16 protein-coding genes are annotated in these 18,343 nt (G+C 45.5%); 13 read left to right on the forward strand and 3 right to left on the reverse strand.

Annotation, left to right across the window (positions count from 1 at the left end; all coding sequences use genetic code 11):
- Positions 1 to 95 precede the first annotated feature (95 nt).
- The 13 genes from AC1DPK_RS11305 (at position 96) to AC1DPK_RS11365 (ending at position 16,908) form a co-directional block, all read left to right on the forward strand.
- Positions 96 to 971 (forward strand): fumarylacetoacetate hydrolase family protein, encoded by an 876-nt coding sequence (locus AC1DPK_RS11305; protein ID WP_477510364.1) that lies wholly within the window; start codon positions 96 to 98, stop codon positions 969 to 971.
- 31 nt (positions 972 to 1,002) lie between these two features.
- The gene (gucD, locus tag AC1DPK_RS11310; RefSeq protein ID WP_477510365.1) at positions 1,003 to 2,466 is read left to right on the forward strand and encodes an alpha-ketoglutaric semialdehyde dehydrogenase GucD; all 1,464 of its coding nucleotides are present in this window, start codon (positions 1,003 to 1,005) and stop codon (positions 2,464 to 2,466) included.
- 28 nt (positions 2,467 to 2,494) lie between these two features.
- Positions 2,495 to 4,486: a YjhG/YagF family D-xylonate dehydratase gene (locus tag AC1DPK_RS11315; RefSeq protein ID WP_477510366.1), complete on the forward strand. Its 1,992-nt coding sequence runs from the start codon at positions 2,495 to 2,497 to the stop codon at positions 4,484 to 4,486.
- A gap of 27 nt (positions 4,487 to 4,513) precedes the next feature.
- Positions 4,514 to 6,100: a glycoside hydrolase family 43 protein gene (locus AC1DPK_RS11320; RefSeq protein ID WP_477510367.1), complete on the forward strand. Its 1,587-nt coding sequence runs from the start codon at positions 4,514 to 4,516 to the stop codon at positions 6,098 to 6,100.
- Positions 6,101 to 6,405: 305 nt separating this feature from the next.
- Positions 6,406 to 8,214, forward strand: a complete 1,809-nt coding sequence (locus AC1DPK_RS11325; RefSeq protein ID WP_477510368.1) for a sensor histidine kinase — start codon at positions 6,406 to 6,408, stop codon at positions 8,212 to 8,214.
- A 22-nt stretch (positions 8,215 to 8,236) separates the two neighbouring features.
- Positions 8,237 to 9,382 (forward strand): response regulator transcription factor, encoded by a 1,146-nt coding sequence (locus AC1DPK_RS11330; RefSeq protein WP_477510369.1) that lies wholly within the window; start codon positions 8,237 to 8,239, stop codon positions 9,380 to 9,382.
- 146 nt (positions 9,383 to 9,528) lie between these two features.
- The gene (locus tag AC1DPK_RS11335; RefSeq protein WP_477510370.1) at positions 9,529 to 10,839 is read left to right on the forward strand and encodes an ABC transporter substrate-binding protein; all 1,311 of its coding nucleotides are present in this window, start codon (positions 9,529 to 9,531) and stop codon (positions 10,837 to 10,839) included.
- 146 nt (positions 10,840 to 10,985) lie between these two features.
- Complete coding sequence (locus AC1DPK_RS11340) at positions 10,986 to 11,870, forward strand: carbohydrate ABC transporter permease (protein ID WP_430063207.1); 885 nt, start codon at positions 10,986 to 10,988, stop codon at positions 11,868 to 11,870.
- Positions 11,867 to 12,694 (forward strand): carbohydrate ABC transporter permease, encoded by an 828-nt coding sequence (locus AC1DPK_RS11345; protein WP_477510371.1) that lies wholly within the window; start codon positions 11,867 to 11,869, stop codon positions 12,692 to 12,694. The genes AC1DPK_RS11340 and AC1DPK_RS11345 overlap by 4 nt, the downstream gene beginning before the upstream one ends.
- Positions 12,695 to 12,910: 216 nt before the next feature.
- Positions 12,911 to 13,855 (forward strand): EamA family transporter, encoded by a 945-nt coding sequence (locus tag AC1DPK_RS11350; RefSeq protein WP_477510372.1) that lies wholly within the window; start codon positions 12,911 to 12,913, stop codon positions 13,853 to 13,855.
- A 216-nt stretch (positions 13,856 to 14,071) separates the two neighbouring features.
- Positions 14,072 to 15,136 (forward strand): ArsR/SmtB family transcription factor, encoded by a 1,065-nt coding sequence (locus AC1DPK_RS11355; RefSeq protein WP_477510373.1) that lies wholly within the window; start codon positions 14,072 to 14,074, stop codon positions 15,134 to 15,136.
- 21 nt (positions 15,137 to 15,157) lie between these two features.
- A complete protein-coding gene (locus tag AC1DPK_RS11360; RefSeq protein ID WP_477510374.1) occupies positions 15,158 to 16,117 on the forward strand; it encodes an ABC transporter ATP-binding protein in 960 nt (319 codons plus the stop codon).
- Positions 16,114 to 16,908: an ABC transporter permease gene (locus AC1DPK_RS11365; protein ID WP_475444118.1), complete on the forward strand. Its 795-nt coding sequence runs from the start codon at positions 16,114 to 16,116 to the stop codon at positions 16,906 to 16,908. The genes AC1DPK_RS11360 and AC1DPK_RS11365 overlap by 4 nt, the downstream gene beginning before the upstream one ends.
- Positions 16,909 to 16,983: 75 nt before the next feature.
- Here the strand turns inward: AC1DPK_RS11365 and AC1DPK_RS11370 are convergent, their stop codons facing one another.
- From AC1DPK_RS11370 to AC1DPK_RS11380, 3 genes are all read right to left on the reverse strand, one after another.
- Entirely contained in the window at positions 16,984 to 17,151 is a 168-nt protein-coding gene (locus AC1DPK_RS11370; protein WP_339204909.1) for a hypothetical protein, read from the reverse strand.
- Positions 17,152 to 17,219: 68 nt separating this feature from the next.
- A complete protein-coding gene (locus AC1DPK_RS11375; RefSeq protein WP_339204908.1) occupies positions 17,220 to 17,381 on the reverse strand; it encodes a hypothetical protein in 162 nt (53 codons plus the stop codon).
- Between the two features lie 98 nt (positions 17,382 to 17,479).
- Entirely contained in the window at positions 17,480 to 18,340 is an 861-nt protein-coding gene (locus AC1DPK_RS11380; RefSeq protein ID WP_477510375.1) for a helix-turn-helix domain-containing protein, read from the reverse strand.
- Between the last annotated feature and the right edge of the window lie 3 nt (positions 18,341 to 18,343).

The raw sequence follows: 18,343 nt of genomic DNA on the forward strand, positions 1-18,343 counted from the left end.
TGAGTTAATGCTAGATCGACATGCGATGAAAGCAAGTCGATCTATATTATATTTTAAGAACGTCGTTTTATATTATAAAACAAGGAGAGGTTAAAATGAGAATTATTCGATATCGTGATGGCGTAGAGCAATGTTTGGCAGCAGTAACTGACGAGGATAAGGTATTCAAATTGGCGGATTCGGACTTTATATCATTCATTGAACGAATCGAGAAGGCAGGAAAAACACCACTTGAAGACGTGAATGATGTGATCCGTTCAAATCGGCCGCTGGATAGGGAGTTTGCTAGTCTTGAATTACTTATGCCAGTAGCTGCCCCTGAAGTATGGGCAGCCGGTGTAACCTATGCGCGCAGCAAGGAAGCTAGAAATTATGAGGCGACTGGCGGCAAGCTGAATGCATCCACCTACTATGACAAGGTGTATGATGCAGAAAGGCCAGAGTTGTTCATGAAATCCACAGCAGCTCGGACGGTTGGCCATTTTGATAATGTTTGCTTGAGAAGCGACTCGAATTGGCAGGTTCCGGAACCGGAGCTTGGTTTGGTTTTAAATAAGCGAGGCCATATTGTTGGATACATTATTGGCAACGATATGAGCTGCCGCGATATTGAAGGAGAGAATCCGTTATATCTTCCGCAAGCCAAGGTTTGGAAACAATCATGCTCAATTGGACCGGTCATAAGATTAGCCGAAACGATTCAAGATCCCTACCAGTTGCAGATCACTTTGCGGATTTATAGAGATGGAAAAAAAGTAGTCGATGAATCAGCAAGCACGGGACAGCTTAAACGCAAGCTGGAGGAACTCGTTTCCTTTTTGCTCAGGGATAATATTGTGTACGATGGTACGATTCTCCTCACGGGTACATGTATCGTTCCTCCGAATCAGTTCACACTTGCACCTGAAGATGTCATTGAAATTGAAATCACTAGCCTTGGAACACTAGTAAATACTGCTGTTTTGACCTAAATAGCAATTTAAATAAGAGAGGAAGATTAAAATGGTAAATATAAATTACGCTATATATAACAACTACATTAATGGCGAGTGGAGAAGCTCTGAGAGCGGCAGAACGCAGAAAAGTATTAGTCCAGCAAATAAAAACGAAGTCGTAGGTATGATCCCGGATTCGACTAAACGGGATTTAGAGGATGCTGTTGCAGCTGCAAAGGCGGCCAAGCTTGCTTGGCGTAAGCTAACGGGATCACAGCGGGGGAATTTACTGTTCAAAGCAGCTGATATCATGGAAAGTAGAGTGAATGAAATCGGTGAAGCGATGACGAGGGAAATGGGGAAGACATTACCCGAGGCGAAGGGCGAGACGGCACGTGGAGTGGCCATTCTGCGTTATTATGCAGGAGAAGGCATGCGTAAAATAGGTGATGTTATACCGTCTTCCGATCCAGATGCTTTCTTGTATACTRCAAGGTCACCGCTCGGAACGGTAGGGGTGATCTCCCCTTGGAATTTCCCAGTTGCTATTCCTATTTGGAAAATCGCACCTGCATTAATATATGGGAACTCGGTCGTATGGAAGCCAGCAACGGAAACAGCGGTTACAGCAGCGAAAGTTATGCAATGCTTCCATGATGCAGGCTTACCAGCTGGTGTTCTGAATATGATCGTAGGCAGTGGCAGCGTCATTGGTCAAGGTATTGCGGAACATGCTGATATTAACGGAATCACCTTCACGGGCTCCAATGCGGTAGGGCAAGCGGTAGGGCAAGCAGCGTTGGCACGCGGGGCTAAGTATCAGCTGGAGATGGGCGGAAAAAATCCGATCCTAATTGCGGCAGATGCAGACATTGATTTTGCGGTTGAAGCGACAATTAGCGGGGGGCTTCGTTCTACTGGCCAGAAGTGCACTGCGACAAGCCGAGTTATCGTAGTGAAGGATGTTTATGAGGAGTTCAAGTTGAAGCTGCTCGAGAAGGTGACTGAATTGAAGGTTGGAGATGGAATGGATGGACAGACATGGTTAGGCCCATGTGCGAATGAAAAACAAATGGAAACCGTTCTATCTTACATTAGTAAGGGTGTAGAAGAAGGGGCAGTATTGCTGTATGGCGGCACAAGACCAACTGAGGGCGCATTATCAGATGGCTTCTATGTCACGCCAGCGATTTTTGATAAAGTGACTTCAAAAATGTCGATTGCTCAAGAAGAAATATTCGGGCCTGTGCTTACACTAATCGAAGCGAATGATATTCAAGAAGCGATAGAGATTGCCAACGATACGGACTATGGCCTTAGCGCATCAATTTATACCCGTAATATCGGAAACGCTTTGCAGTTCGTTCAAGATATGGAAGCAGGTCTCGTCCGTATTAATGCAGAGACAGCCGGTGTTGAGCTTCAAGCACCGTTCGGGGGTATGAAACAGTCCAGTTCGCATTCAAGGGAGCAAGGCCAAGCCGCTATTGAATTTTATACTTCAATCAAAACCGTATTCATTAAGCCATAACGACAACACAAGGGATGGATGGTGTGAAATGAATGAAGGCTTCGAAACGATAATGGGCAAGGATATCGATTCTTATTTTGACATCTATACACATGCTCCAGGACCAAGCGGCTCCTTGCCGCTTACCCCGGATATGCTTCGTAATTCACCAAGCGGTGATTTATTCGGATTAACACAGAATGTTGGCATGGGATGGGACCCGAAGAAGCTTTTGGGAAAGCAAATACTCATTCTTGGCACTCAAGGCGGCATTCGAGAGGAGGACGGCCGCCCGATCGCTCTTGGTTATCATACGGGGCATTGGGAAGTTGGAATCATGATGAAAGCCGCAGCGGAGGAAATCACAGGTCTTGGTGGCGTGCCCTTCGCGGGTTTCGTGAGCGATCCTTGTGATGGCCGTTCACAAGGGACGACGGGGATGTTCGATTCACTGCCGTTTCGCAATGATGCGGCCATGGTATTAAGACGTCTTATCCGTTCCTTGCCGCAACGCTCGGCCGTATTGGGGGTAGGCACTTGTGACAAAGGATTACCATCCATGATGTTGGCTCTGGCAGGGATGGGTAAACTTCCTGGCGTAATTGTTCCAGGCGGCGTTACGCTTCCACCGACCCAAGGCGAGGATGCAGGCAAGATTCAAACGATTGGCGCGAGATATACGAATGGTGAACTCTCGCTTGAGGAAGCGGCTGATCTCGGTTGCCGCGCGTGCGCGACACCTGGTGGAGGCTGTCAGTTCTTAGGAACAGCGGGAACGGCACAGGTGATAGCGGAGGCTCTTGGTATGACCGTTCCTCATGCTGCACTGGCACCGTCAGGACAGCCGGTGTGGGAGGAAATGGCAAGGCAATCTGCGAGAGCTGCTCTCAAAATGGCGGAGAGCGGACTGACGACAGGCCAAATTGTAACGGATCATGCCATTCGAAATGCGATGGCCGTTCATGCAGCCTTCGGCGGATCAACGAATTTGCTGCTCCATATTCCTGCAATCGCACATGCGGCGGGGCTCTCCCTGCCAACTGTCGCTGATTGGGCAGAAGTCAACCGCAGCGTCCCACGATTAGTCAGCGTTCTTCCTAATGGACCAGAACATCACCCGACAGTGAGAGCTTTCCTTGCTGGCGGTGTACCTGAGGTTATGCTGCATATGCGCAAACTTGGCGTTTTGGATGAGAAGTCGCTTACGGTAACAGGCAATACGATTGGGGAGACGCTGGATTGGTGGGAATCGTCAGAACGCCGCCACCGCATGCGCCGGCATTTGCTGGAGAACGAGGGGATTGATCCAGACCGCGTTATCTTCAACCCGGAACGCGCCAAACAAGCAGGGCTGACCTCGACTGTGACTTTCCCGACAGGAAACATTTGTCCCGAGGGCTCTGTTATTAAATCGACTGCAATTGATCCTTCAATGGTTGACAGTGATGGGGTCTATCGCCACGTCGGCAGGGCGAAAGTGTTCACGACGGAACGTGCGGCAATCCATGCGATAAAAAACAAAGGCATCGTTGCCGGGGATATTATGGTACTCATTGGGCGCGGCCCATCGGGTACGGGGATGGAAGAGACTTATCAGCTGACTTCAGCGCTTAAGCATCTGCCCTTCGGCAAAGAAGTATCACTGCTTACAGACGCACGCTTCTCGGGCGTCTCAACTGGCGCTTGTATAGGTCATATTGGACCCGAGGCCCTTGCTGGCGGACCCGTTGGCCAGCTTCGCAATGGCGATTGGATTGACATCCGTATCGACCTCCGTCAATTAGAGGGACATGTCGAAATGGTAGGCAGCGGTGAGGTGCCGGAGGATTCGGAAGTGGGAACGAATGTATTGGCTTCTAGAAAACCTCATCCCGATCTCGCGAAAGACCCTGATCTTCCTGACGACACTCGGTTATGGGCTGCACTGCAAGCAGCGAGCGGCGGCACATGGCGGGGATGCGTCTATGACGTAGACAGAATCGTCAAACTGCTGGAAGCGGGTATGAACACGGCAGAAGGCCAGGAAATAATGAACAGTTAAACAAGATTTAAAGGAGAGTTGGGGAACATGATTAACAATCCCATACTGCGAGGATTTCATCCTGATCCATCTATCTTGCGTGTAGGAGAAGACTATTATATTGCAACTTCGACATTTGAATGGTTCCCGGGAGTACGTGTTCACCATTCCAAGGATTTGGTGAATTGGCGTCCGCTCACTTCGATATTGACACGTTCTTCACAATTGAATATGGAAGGCAACATCAATTCCGGTGGCGCGTGGGCACCATGCTTAAGCTATCATGAAGGCGTTTTCTATCTTATTTATACAGATGTAAAAAGTCGCACGGGAGCCTTCAAGGATACTCATAATTATATGGTGACGGCGGACGATATAATGGGGCCTTGGTCTGAGCCCATTTATTTGAACAGCAGCGGTTTCGATCCTTCCTTATTTCATGATGAGGATGGTCGCCAATGGTTGGTGAATATGATCTGGGATCATAGGAGAGGGACAAACTCTTTCGCTGGCACTATTCTTCAGGAATACTCGAAGGAAAAGAAGAAACTTATTGGTCCTAAGAAAAATATTTTTCTAGGCACACAGCTGAGATTAACCGAAGGGCCTCATTTATATAAACGAAATGGATACTATTACTTGCTGACAGCTGAAGGTGGAACGCAATATGAACACGCTGTCACGATGGCGCGTTCTCGGCATATCGATGGTCCTTATGAAGTTGATCCCGCGAATCCAATCTTGACATCTGCGGGAAAGCCGGAATTGAAATTACAAAAGGCGGGGCATGCTTCACTAGTGGAAACGCAGAACGGCGAGTGGTATATGGTTCACCTCGTCGGTCGTCCTGTGATTGATAAGCGATGTATGCTCGGCAGAGAAACGGCCATTCAGCGCTGTCATTGGACGGATGATGATTGGATCGCTGTTGACGGAGGAGCCAATTCGCCGCAATATGTGGTGCAAGCACCTCAATTGCCAACACATCCATTCCCTGCTGAACCGAGCCTCGACCACTTTGATAGAGCACAGCTTGGGCTGCAATGGAACACCCTTCGCATCCCTGCAAGTCCCGATTGGCTATCCTTAACGGAAAGGCCAGGATTTTTGCGGCTTCGTGGCCAGGAGTCCATGAGTTCAACGCATCGCCAAAGTCTTGTCGCGCGTAGACAGCAATCGATGTATTGTGAAGCGGAAACATCCATTGAATACCGTCCAGAGCATTATCAGCAAATGGCGGGATTGATTCTGTTCTACGATACCCGTGATTATGTCTATTTACGCCTGACTCATCACGAGAAATTAGGTACATGTATTGGGATTGTACAATCAGAAAATGGAATCTATAACGAAATACTGGATCAAGATATTCCAATTGCGGATGGAACATACCGATTGAAGGTGAGTATTCAGCGTGAAATGGCCAGGTTCATGTATGCGGGCCAGACAGGGGAATGGATTGTGATTGGCCCACAGCTTGATGTTAGCCATTTATCTGATGAATATGCTGATTATATTCGTTTTACAGGCAATTTTATCGGTGTTTGCGTCCAAGACTTAAGCGGGGAACGCAAGCACGCTGATTTCGATTATTTTCGATATGATGAGTATGATGATGTGCAGACGGATCATTAAATAAAGATTACAGCAGATATTACGTCTTATACGACCCATAGCTTTGTTGTGGGTTTTGTGTAAATAGAGCTGCAGGTGGACTCGGGTGGTAATACCAACAAATCCAGCTGGGAAAAATAGATTTTTTTGTTGAATACTATATATCTGAGGACCTTCCCATTTCTTTCGGTGTTAGTGGTGTGCTTAACACTTGAAGATTTGGGGAGGTACTCCTTTTTCTGGGCTTAAAAATGATCAATCCTGTATGGCTTCGGGGTTATGAAATGAAATCACTAACAAAACAATTGGCTTGAAAGAGGGACAGAATGATGAACAATGCTGTCAGATTCTTGATTAGTTCCTTACCTGGAAAAACCATCATTCGAACGATCATGTTCTCATATTTAATTGTAAACATTCTACTTTTATTGTTGCTGGGACTATTATCCGTTCAGGACTCAACTAAAAGTCTTACCAAAGAAGTCACTCAATCCAGCTACAAAATAATGGAGCAGGCAGCACGCGGGCTTAGCTTCAATCTTGAAGAAGCGACTCGCCCGCTCGTTCTTCTAACAGGCCATTATTCGGTTGGAAGCTTGATGAATCCAGGCAGGGAAATGGATATCGCAGGACGCATCCAGCATGAGAGGAATATCGCGGACCTAGCATTTGGCGTATCTTCCTTGCAATCAATGGTAAGTGATGTTTTGATCTTGGGCAAAAATGGCTATGTAAACAACCTAGATGGCAGAAAATCACTTCGGTGGGATTATCCTTTCACCGAACAAACTTGGTTTAGGCAGGCGATCTCGGATACTCCAAACAAAGGATTCATTACGCTTGGACTCCATACGCAGGACTATTACTTAGAAAATAATATTTCAAAATATAACATGCCGACGTTATCGATCGCTCTTCCGGTTAAAGATTATACCCTTAGAACGATCGGGGCTGTCATTGCTAATCTGGATTTAGCCAAAATCAACGGGATGTTTGAATTTAGCTCCTATCAAAACAATGAAAGCATCTTTATGATCGATAATCAGCAGACTATCATCGCCCATAAGGATAGTACGGCAATCGGGACAAAACTTGACTTCTCAGGTATCGAGCTTATTTATGCCAGCGACTCAGGAAGTTTCGTTACCGAGCTTGGCGGAAATGAGACACTTGTTATATTCCACCCTACTGCCGTTCAGGGTTGGAGAATGATCTCGACGATTCCGATGTCTGTCATCAGAGGACAATCAGACTCACTGAAGTCAAACTTGATCGGTTTTATTTATCTTTGTTTGCTGCTCAACCTCCTCATATCCATCTTGAACACCGCTCGGATATCCCGCCCATTTGGGCAACTGCTCTCAACATTGGACAAGATTGGCGAAGACAGTATTTATATCATTAAGAATAAATACAGGTATCGCGAATTGGATTTGATAGGCGACAAATTTAGGGAACTGGTCATCCGGATCGAAACGTTGGTCAAACAAAATTATCAATCAGATATTGCACTAAAAGAGGTAGAGCTTAAAACGCTGCAGTCCCAGATCAATCCACACTTTCTATTCAATACGCTGCAACTGCTGCAAACCGAAATTGTATGTGGAAGCACGGAGGATTCCAACCATTTGGTGTTGTCATTGAGCAGTCTGCTAAGGTATTCCATGAAGCAATCGGAAGAGATGGTGGAGCTGGAACAAGAAATTCAGAACGTCAGGGATTATCTCTATATTGTGAACAAAAAATATGACGATCGAATTGACATCGAGTTTCTTATTCCGGACGAGTCGATTCTAAAAAACAGAACGATCAAGTTGATCCTGCAGCCTCTCGTAGAAAACGTGGTTTTTCATGGATTTGGCGAAAATCCGCAGTCAGCAAAAATGACGATTAGGGTTATGACAGTCAAAAAAGGAATTATGATCGTTATCCAAGATAATGGAAAAGGGATATCAAGGAGCAGAAGCCGTCAATTGGCAAGGCAATTGAAGCAACAAGACTTTAAGCCGGATGGGATAGGCCTATTCAACGTCAATCAGCGTATCCGATTGAAATTCGGACCTGATTACGGACTGAAGATTAGAAGCAGGCAAGGGGTATTTACAACGGTTTATATCGTGTTGCCCAGAACGTGATATCTTCGGGGAGGTAGCGAGCATGAAATTGCTTATTGTGGACGATCAATTATCTTTGCATAGATATTTAGATAAAGTGATGGATTGGAAGGAGCTAGGGTTTGTGAAGGTGCAACATGCATATGACGGAGAAGAAGCGGCCAACATGGTAGAAACCTTCCGTCCCGATCTGATGATCATGGATATTCATATGCCGTTGCTCGACGGAATCGAGTCGCTGAAGCGGATTCAACATTTGGACAAAATACCGCGAACAATTATTTTAAGTGCGTATGATCAATTCGAATATGCACGGGATGCGCTTCGACTTCATGTTTCCCAGTACCTGTTAAAGCCGGTCGATGCCGAATTGCTTCGGGATGCTTTGCGTGAGCTGATTCAACAGTCCGTATCGGATGCTCAGAAATCGATTCGCAGTGAACTCGATCGGACGATATACGCTGGACAGATCGAAGCAAATTCGTTGATAAACTTCCGAGACTGCCTAGAATTTCTCGCCATCGAACGTTTTGCAATTTTGACATTCGAGAACAGTCTGCCATCGGACGATGATTATTCTTGCTTGCTGCAAGAACAAGCGGTCATCAAAATCCACTGTGTTATGTGTTGTAAAAACCGCAAGGAGCAAGTAGTGCTAGTCGGCGGGGGGGACGATCTGTCTAGCGGTCAATTGAGGGAATTAAGTGAATCTGTGATGGAAAAAGTGGCAGAGTCATCACCGTCTCACACATTGTCTGTCGGAATCAGCTCAATTACCCAAGATGCCGCATTTCTGCCACAGCTAATTTCCGAGAGCATGCTAGCGGTAAGAGCGCCTGCTTCGGAAACCGGATCCAAGCTTCAGGATGCTGTGCGGCGGATTAAACCGTATGTAGAAACCCGATATCAAGAGGATTTATCTTTGCAATCAGTGGCAGATCGCTTCGATATAGACAAGTATCAATTAAGTCGTGCGTTCAAACAGGAATTCGGTGTGAATTATTGGGCTTATGTGATCCAGGTGCGGATGATTAAAGCCGCAGAACTACTCGTTGGAACGAATTGGAGGAACAACCACATCGCGGAGCATATCGGTTTTTTGGACGAGAGCCACTTTAGCCGCGCTTTCAAAAAGTATTTCGGCGTAACGCCTAAAGAGTACCGCGCATCGTCTATTCGACCCAATTAATCGGATTTGCTGCTAGTGCAACATTTGACAACAAATGATGCAACAATATGAATTCAGATTCAAGCGAGTTCATATTACACTCTAAATGTAAGTGCTTACAACAAGTGCTTATTACAAAAAAATGATTACATGGGGGTTAATCAAACATGAAGAAAATGTCTCTACTGCTTCTTATCACTCTCCTTTGTTTGTCAGTCGTGCTCGCTGCATGCGGTAAAAACAGCAATACAGGTAATAAAGGCAATACCGGTAATGAAGGTACGACCAACAATGCTGAAAAGGGTAATGATGCACCTAAATCAGTCAAGCTAAGCATTCTTGCATGGAACAATGAAAAAGAAATGAAGCCTGTTATAGACGGCTTCAAAGAAAAATATCCACATATTTCATTCGATTTTCAATTTGCTCCACCGGTAAAGGATTACATTGCTAAGCTTCAGACGATGCTGTTGTCTAATACGGCACCTGATATTTTCATCATCGCCGCAGAAAACCGTAATGAGATTATTGATGGCGGTTATGCACTCGATTTGACTGACGAACCATTCATGTCCGTTATGTTGGACAGTAACAAACCGATGCTAAGTAAAGATGGAAGAACATATGCCTTCACTCAAAGCGGATGGGCAGGCGGCTTGTTTTATAACAAACAATTGTTTCAAAAAGCTGGCATCACTCAATTGCCAGAAACATGGGATGAGTTCATCCAGGACTGCTTGAAGCTTAAAGAAGCGGGCATCATTCCACTCTATGACAGAATGCATGATATTACGATTATTCATTCCGCCATGTTCGGCAGCAATGTACTAACGAAAGACCCAACGTTCGACGAGAAGCTGTTTAAGGGCGAGGCAACATTTGCTGAAGGATGGACTGAAGTGCTAACGATGTGGAAGGAAGGGCTTATTGATAATAAAATTTTGACGCCAGACATGATTGGACTAACCGGTGACCAAGTGATGAACGAGTTCTCCCTTGGTAACGTAGCTATGTTCCCTGGCGGCCCTTGGAACATTGCCACAATTGAGAAAACGAATCCCGATATTGAGTTCGAAATTATGCCGATTCCAGGAAAAGAACCCGGCAACAAATATTACAACGGTGCTCCTGGTGTAGGTTTCGCTGTCAACAGTAAAACGAAAAACAAGGAAGAAGCTTTGCTGTTCCTCGAATATATGACAACGCAAGAAGGGTTGAAGCAATTCGAGGAAGGCACTGGCGGTATCATTACAGCTCACGGTTATGAAAGCAAAGTTCACCCGGCGTATGCACCAGCATATAACGACGGGCTGATGGCAGGAAAGATTTATTTGCCAATGGTATCGTGGGACAGACATCAAGAAGCGTTGCGCAACCAATTCCTTGTATCGATCCAAGATATAGCCGTAAACAAAATAACACCGGAGCAAGCAACGGCTTCACTAGATAAGAAACTGAAAGAAATGGAAAATAAATAATCGGAATTAGTTAAAGTAGAGGGTATGTTGAAACCTACTACCCTCTCTTCAACTATTTACACCTTGATCCTCTATTACTTGAATGCTTCCAATGCAGTTTTATCGACTGCCGACATCATCAATCAAAGTCTCAAAGGAGGCAAATTATGGTCAAATATGTTCGTCAACTACAGTTTCTATTGTTTTTGCTTCCGATTCTAGCGATATACTCATTGTTTACGATCTATCCGCTGATCAAATCGTTTTTCTTGAGCTTTACTAATTTTGACGGATATACGGAGGCATATGATTTTATTGGCTTGAAAAACTATGTGCGGATATTTAGTGATGATGCGATTACATCCGCCATTTCCTATACGTTATTTTTTACTTTTGGCAAGGCTTTGCTTGTTACGTTGTTAGCTATCCCGCTCGCTATGATATTGGATCAAAAATTTTTAACGAGAAACATTCATCGCGCCATCTTTTTCTTCCCGTCGATTCCAAGCGGCTTGCTGCTTGCCTATATTTGGGGATTTATCCTTGCACCGATTGGGTCAGGGGTACTGAACACCGTCCTTAGTGAGCTGTTTAACATCGGTCCTCAGCCATGGCTATCCGCCCCGTTGCTAGCGAAACTGTCAACAATCGTTGTGGCAACATGGGCGATAACAGGATGGCACGCAGTGTTGTATTTGGCATTTCTGCAATCCATTCCGAAAGATTATTATGAAGCTGCCTCAATAGATGGGGCGAACCGTTTGCAACAAATTCGGTTTATAACTTTTCCGCTACTCGCACCTGCGATGACGGTCAGCGTCATGCTGCTGCTTACCGGCGGTCTAAAAGTATTTGAAATTCCATTTGCATTGACAAAGGGCGGGCCTGGCTATGAAACTTATTCGATAACCCAGGTCATCGTATTAAGGGGAATATCTGAAACCCAATACGGCCTAGCATCGGCAATGTCGATCGTCTTTTTCCTAATTGTGTTAGCGATTGCTATCTTCCAAGTTACAGTAATGCAACGAAGGGAGCAGGGCATACAATGAAAAAAACCTTTGAAAAACGGTTATGGATTCTAGACATCATCATGCTCCCTGCCGGATTAATAGCGTTCTTCCCGTTTTATTTGATCATTGTCAACACGTTCAAAACGATGCAAGATGCAGCAAGAAGCCCGATGGCTCTTCCTTCGAAATGGATCTTTAAAAACTATGTCCAGGTTTTCGAGGAAACATCGATCTTGCAAAGCTTTTGGAACAGTTTTATAATCACCGTCTGTTCTGTCTTATTGATCGTTTTGATTGGTGCGATGGCGGCATACCCGGTTGTGTTTAATGCGAATCGATTAACACGGTTTGCTATGCTCTATTTGCTTGCCGGATTTATGATTCCTTTCCAAGCGACTCTCATTCCCTTGTTCCAGCTGATGAGTGATTTGCACCTGATCGACAAAATATCCGGTTTGATCATTCTCTACACGAGCGGCTCTGTTTTCGTCTTTTTCCTAATGACGGGCTATATGAAGTCGATACCCAAGGAGCTGCCCGAAGCGGCCGTCATCGATGGCTGCAGTGTATGGGGCATCTTCTGGCGGATCATCTTTCCGCTGCTAAAGCCCATTACGATAACGAGTATCATTTTTCAGACGATGTGGATATGGAACGACTTTTTGGCACCTATGCTGTTTTTGAACTCATCCTCCAAATCGACACTCGTTCTGCAAATCTATAAAGCCAAAGGCGAATTTACCGTTGATTGGCCGATGTTCATGACACTTACGGTCATCACATTGGTACCGATATTCATCTTCTTTATTATTATGCAAAAGCATATCGTCAAGGGTATCGCTGCTGGCGCTGTCAAAGGCTGACATGTAATAAATCAATAGATTTGTTAGAAGCGCCTGATTCTATAATCGGGCGTTTTTTACTAATTGTAAGTTTAATTCCAAAGGGAATGTTTTATCGAGGGAGAACAAGATGGGACTTGCAACGTTTGTTTAAAAAGGGAAGCGGTGTAGACAACCGCTTCCTTTTTGTTTATCTTTCATATAGGTTTGATTTAAGAAAGGGGTTCTATTGCACTCATGTGGCTTACTTATTCAGTGTTTGCAGCCTTATGTTTTGGCTTGCGAGGCATTCTGTACCATTGGACGAGTCAGAAGCCGCTTAACCGTAACTTGTTGCTATGCGGCGCGTTTACTATGGGAGCGCTCGTAAATGGAATTTGCGCGTTAGTGTTCTCATCTAGCTGGACGCTCGCGGCGTTGATAGGCATTCAAATGGGCTTGTTTTCATTCGGTGCGAATGCCAGCATGTTCAAGGGGTTTGCCGTCGGCAAGGCTTCACTTGTAGCGATACTAACGGCATTGCCTTCAGTCGTTGTTGTGATCGTTGCGTTTGGACTTTGGGGAGAAAAACTCCATGCGATGCAATTTATTGCATTTGTCGTGATTGTTGGCGGAGTGCTTCTCGTTCGGCTATCGAATGACATCTCGCTGCGCAATTTGCAAGGAGCACAGTGGGGGCTGCTGGCTATGCTGCTGTTTGCAGCAAATGATTTGTCAGGGAAATGGTCAACAATTATGGAAGCAGATTTGTTTCCTACCATGTTTTTTATGTTTGTGACGGGCGCATCGTGTTTTGGCATATGGTGGCTGCGAGATTTGCAAGCGGAAAGAGCTAGAAGAGCGTTGTCGCTGCAGGGTGCGGTCACTGCCCGGGGGGAAGTGCGTGTGTCACAGCATTCGACCAGTGCTAGTTTAACCGATAAGCCACCGGCTTGGAGCGGCAAAAAAACGTTTCTTATTGGTTTGGCCGTCGGCACAACTAACGCTGTCGGCATGATGCTTATTGTAACCGCATTTGATCTTGGCAAAGCGGGGCTAGTATCTGCTGTCACAGCTCTAAACGTTCTGATTGTGCTGCTCTATACACGATTCGTTGTGAAAGAGAAGTTCACGAAGATAGAGATCACCGGCATTTCACTTGCCTTCGCCGGTATCTTGCTGATGCGATTATTCGGATCGTAAAAAATATTGGATAGAAGAAGCTTTGCATGGGCTAAGAAGTTAAGCCTGTGCAGAGCTTTTTTTGTGGATGATATTGACAATTTAGGTTGGTTCAATTAAATTAATGTTTAACGATTGTTAAATGACTTTTGTATATTATTCAAATAACATTAAACAAATACTTAACGAATTATGGAGGCGTTAATTATTTTAGACTGGGAAATAGCAGCCAAAAGATTGCATTTTTCTTATCATGAGCCTATTGAATTTTTAGTCACGATGAAATTTGTTGCGCAATTCGAGCATATGAAGGCTTTCGCGCGCGAGATTCATTTTACACTGGATGATGAAATGATTCGTATGGCGGAGACCGCGAATGCGAGCATGAGCAATTATGTGAAAGCAGAGATAGCTGCCCTATTTGGTGACAACATGTTTAAAGAGCGGCTTGACTATGTCATGGTTATGCTGTTTGTAGAGGAACGAGACAAGCTGAATAGTTCTGAGGATTTTCTGGCGTTTTACCGTGACAAGCCTGCAAGCGAGCTCGTCTTCCACCTGGCAGCTGCGAAATATAATGACGAGAACATGGAATGGACGAAGGGGAGAGACTGGGGAGCCATCTCGAAGGATGCGGGGTTGCTTTACGAGCTCGTTGCGGGATGTGAGCTGCCTGATCAAGCGGAGCATGCGGCACTGCTGGAACATATTCGATTTTCTGAGGAATACAAACAGCGGACTCTGTTTATAATGGAGCAGTTTCATCGTTATGCCTATATGCCTATGCGAGATCGCTTGAAGGAGCTTGGCGAAGCTGGAGCTGTGAAATATCGTGCCTTATTTGATGAACAGCCAGAGCGCGCGATCCGCGATATTACGAAGATGGATGTTGATCTGGTCGATAAAGAGACAGCCGTACATGTTAGTTATTTTTCGCAGGTGCGTGTTGGCATTCATCGTGATGACCGTGAAGGACATTCCAATTTGGTGGTGGTTGGAATCAACAATGACGCTTTTGCATGGCGTAACGAGGATCAAGAGACGATTGAGCGTTTCTTGAAGGTTATTGCCGATAGGCGAAGGCTGGAATTGATTGAGCTGCTTCGCCATAAAAATTACTATGGCAATGAGCTTGCTCAGGAAATGGGCTTAACGCCTGCTGCTATAAGCTATCATACGAATATGTTGTTTGATCTTAATCTCATTCAGCTGATTCGGGTAGATAATCGCATCTATTATGAGCTCGACAAAGAAAAAATCGCTTATTACTGGGAGCAAACAAGGCGCAAGCTGCTGCCGTAATACATAAGGGAGTGAATGAGATTGGGTGAGTATGTATACGAGCTAAAGGGAGTAAGTCAGGTATATAAGAAAGGCAAAACGATGGTCACAGCCAATGATGATATCTCGCTTACGGTTCGTGAAGGAGAGATACTCGGCGTGCTCGGCCCGAATGGGGCGGGCAAGTCAACGCTCATTAAACAAATGGTCGGTCAATTGAAACCTACCAAAGGACAGGTTTTGTTTTGCGGCGAGGATGTGATGAAGAATACGCGTCACGTATCCGGCATGGTGGCTTATTACGCGCAGGAGCCGCATGTGCTGTCAGCGCTGAAAGTGCATGAGGCTCTTTCTTTTACGGGCAGGCTAAGAGGGATGCCAGCATCAGAGGCAGAAAAGCAGGCGAAGGAATTATTGGAGCAATTTGATATGGCGGATGTAAGAAACAAGCTGCTGAAGCAGCTGTCCGGGGGACAGAAACGATTGATCGGTATTGGCACAGCGCTAATTGGCCGTTCACCTGTGCTTATCTTTGATGAACCTACCAATGAGCTTGATCCGAAAAAAAGGCGGCTCGTTTGGAATTTAATCCAAGAACGCAATCGCGAAGGCGCGACGATTATTTTGGTCACGCATAATGTGCTGGAGGCTGAGCAGGTTGTAGACAGAGCGGCTGTTATCAATCATGGCAGGCTGCTGGCGATTGATCATGTATCAACGTTAAAGCAGAAGGTTGATCAGCGCTTGAAGTTTGAGCTTACGACAGAGAATGGGCGTCGTGAAGAAGCTGCTGCTGCCCTTCATCATTACGGGATCGTGCAGGAGAGCGGCGAGAATCGTTTGCTGCTGCTAGTTGAGAAGAATGTTGCAGGCAGAGTGCTAGAGTATATTATCGACCATACAGAGCTGCCGATTGTGGAATATGCCGTAGTGCCTCCAAGCTTAGAGGATGTTTATTTCCATATTGATGAATTGGCAATGAAGGAGGTATCCGCATCATGAATGGAACACCACTTGGCTTGCGGCACATGCAGTCCATACAACTATCTGGACCGAAGCGATTATGGACGGAGCTGGAAATTTTATTCCGCATTCAATTCGCGCTTATACGTGACAGCTGGGTAATCGTTGTGCTGCTGGCAACGATGTTTCCGCTCACGACGATTTTATTTATGCGTTTCTTTATCGCTGACCCAGCCCCGGAGATGATGGTTCAAATTATTGCGGGCAATATGATATTTAGCGTCATTATTATGGGCTTAAATAGTATGGGGCAAGAAATATCGATGCAAAAGCATCAGGGACATTTTACATTTTATGCATCGCTTCCAATCCGGAAAATAAACTTCGTAGCCGCTAATTTGCTGCGCGGGCTTATGAGCACGATTCCATCCTTCGTATTGCTGGGTGTCATTGGTTATTTTGTTTATGGCGTAGACCTTCATCTATCATGGGGTTTGCCAGTCGTTATGCTGCTGTCGCTGACGAGTGTGGTAGGGCTCGGCGTATGCATAGGCTTCTGGTCGCCGAATCAGCAGTTGACCAGTATGCTTGCTCAGCTGCTTATGATGGTTGTAACCTTCCTATCTCCAGTCATGGTAGAGCTCAATCAGCTGCCTAAAGCGCTGCAGGTCGTCTCGTATATTTTCCCTACAACTTATGCAGCGGACGCCATGCGCGTTGTTTTGCTTCATGGCTGGACACAAGGGGTCATGCTGGATTGCCTCATGATGCTTCTCTACACAGCTATGACACTGGTCATCGTTAATCGATTGGTCAGCTGGCGAGTTTAATATGTAAAAAAAGGCTGCCCTGCACAGGTTGTGAAAACCTTGCGGAGGCAGCCTTTTTACTTTGATTCTGCTTTATTACTGTTGGCCGGGACGAATACGGACGACTCCGATGTCTGTTGCATTGATTGCAAATGCATTTCCGCCTTGATTAATGGATGCATGTGCGTTTTGCTTGACATTAACAAAGGTTTTACCGTTGTTTTTCTTTACCGTGTTGCCCTGCTTAGAATGTTTAAAGGACATGTTATCACCTCCTTTGAGGCGTGTGTAAAATAATGCTGCTTAGTGGAGGGATGAGAAATGAGAGGGAACTAGCTGCGCTTTGATTTTTTGAAAATTTGCACAGTAGCTGCATTGCTTGCCAGCACATTGCCCTGCTGTGCACTTGCTTCGGATGATTGATAAATATTAATGATCAAATATTTGTTTTTGCCTACGCGGTACTTAATGGTTTTCACACTTGAACGAACCATCTATGAGCCTCCCTTACTAGCAAGTTTCTCTTTACTAGATAACATATGAGAGAAACAGGCGGCCTGTATCCGCTAATATTAACCGTCAAATCTATCAATTATTCATTCCTCTTATAATGAGAGGGTGTCATGCCTGTTAGTTTCTTGAACATACGGTGAAAATGCGGAAGGCTTTCAAAGCCGCATTGCTCGGCTATTTCGGCAATATTGGCATCGCTCTCCATTAATAGCTCTTTAGCGCGAATAATTCGTTTGGTCGTGACATATTCCGTAACGTTCATGCTGGTTAGTTTTTTGAAAACACGCGAAAAATGAGCGGGCGTAACCGATGCGCGTTTGGCAAGCTGCGACAATCCAAGAGGGTTGCTCGGATGCTCATCGATATAGGTTAATACAGCGGTCATCCAGCTTGGAGCGGATGAGGATACCGTTTGGCCTTCTTCAGAGGGAGCGAGGATGCGCCCGAGGAACAGCAATATTTGCTGGAGATGAAGAAGGATAGCTAGACGATTGCCTGGCAGCTTGTCCATTTCCTCCAAATGTATCCGATCGATTAAATCGACTATTTGTTGTCTCTCTTCAGCAGATGCCTTCGACAGCTTGTACGCCTTATGGCGCTTAGCTTGCTCGAAGCAGCGCAAATAGGAGAAAGGATCGCCAAGTGGCGGGCTGTGCACGAGTGAAGCATTAAAGAAAAGCGCAGTTGATGTTTTCGGGTCATTCGCATCTGGAAAGGAGCGATGGATCGTGTTTCCGGGAATGAGGAAGATGTCGCCGGGAACAGCATCATAAAACGTCTGATCGATAAAGAACGTACCTTTGCCGCTATAAATATAAACGAGTTCATACCAATCGTGTATATGATCAGGCAATTCGTTTTGCGCGCTCTTGGTGTCACGATATACGCATTCAAACGGAAACGGTGTGTGGGCATCGAACCTTTTACGATAGGGATTCATAGC

Source organism: Paenibacillus sp. 01T424, from assembly GCF_056398745.1.

Coding starts and splice junctions, on each gene's coding strand:
- AC1DPK_RS11345 (WP_477510371.1), top strand. CDS start 11,867: ATGAAAAAAACCTTTGAAAAACGGTTATGGATTCTAGACATCATCATG.
- AC1DPK_RS11365 (WP_475444118.1), top strand. CDS start 16,114: ATGAATGGAACACCACTTGGCTTGCGGCACATGCAGTCCATACAACTA.
- AC1DPK_RS11340 (WP_430063207.1), top strand. CDS start 10,986: ATGGTCAAATATGTTCGTCAACTACAGTTTCTATTGTTTTTGCTTCCG.
- AC1DPK_RS11305 (WP_477510364.1), top strand. CDS start 96: ATGAGAATTATTCGATATCGTGATGGCGTAGAGCAATGTTTGGCAGCA.
- AC1DPK_RS11315 (WP_477510366.1), top strand. CDS start 2,495: ATGAATGAAGGCTTCGAAACGATAATGGGCAAGGATATCGATTCTTAT.
- AC1DPK_RS11375 (WP_339204908.1), bottom strand. CDS start 17,381: ATGGTTCGTTCAAGTGTGAAAACCATTAAGTACCGCGTAGGCAAAAAC.
- AC1DPK_RS11370 (WP_339204909.1), bottom strand. CDS start 17,151: ATGTCCTTTAAACATTCTAAGCAGGGCAACACGGTAAAGAAAAACAAC.
- AC1DPK_RS11320 (WP_477510367.1), top strand. CDS start 4,514: ATGATTAACAATCCCATACTGCGAGGATTTCATCCTGATCCATCTATC.
- AC1DPK_RS11330 (WP_477510369.1), top strand. CDS start 8,237: ATGAAATTGCTTATTGTGGACGATCAATTATCTTTGCATAGATATTTA.
- AC1DPK_RS11325 (WP_477510368.1), top strand. CDS start 6,406: ATGATGAACAATGCTGTCAGATTCTTGATTAGTTCCTTACCTGGAAAA.
- AC1DPK_RS11350 (WP_477510372.1), top strand. CDS start 12,911: ATGTGGCTTACTTATTCAGTGTTTGCAGCCTTATGTTTTGGCTTGCGA.
- AC1DPK_RS11335 (WP_477510370.1), top strand. CDS start 9,529: ATGAAGAAAATGTCTCTACTGCTTCTTATCACTCTCCTTTGTTTGTCA.
- AC1DPK_RS11380 (WP_477510375.1), bottom strand. CDS start 18,340: ATGAATCCCTATCGTAAAAGGTTCGATGCCCACACACCGTTTCCGTTT.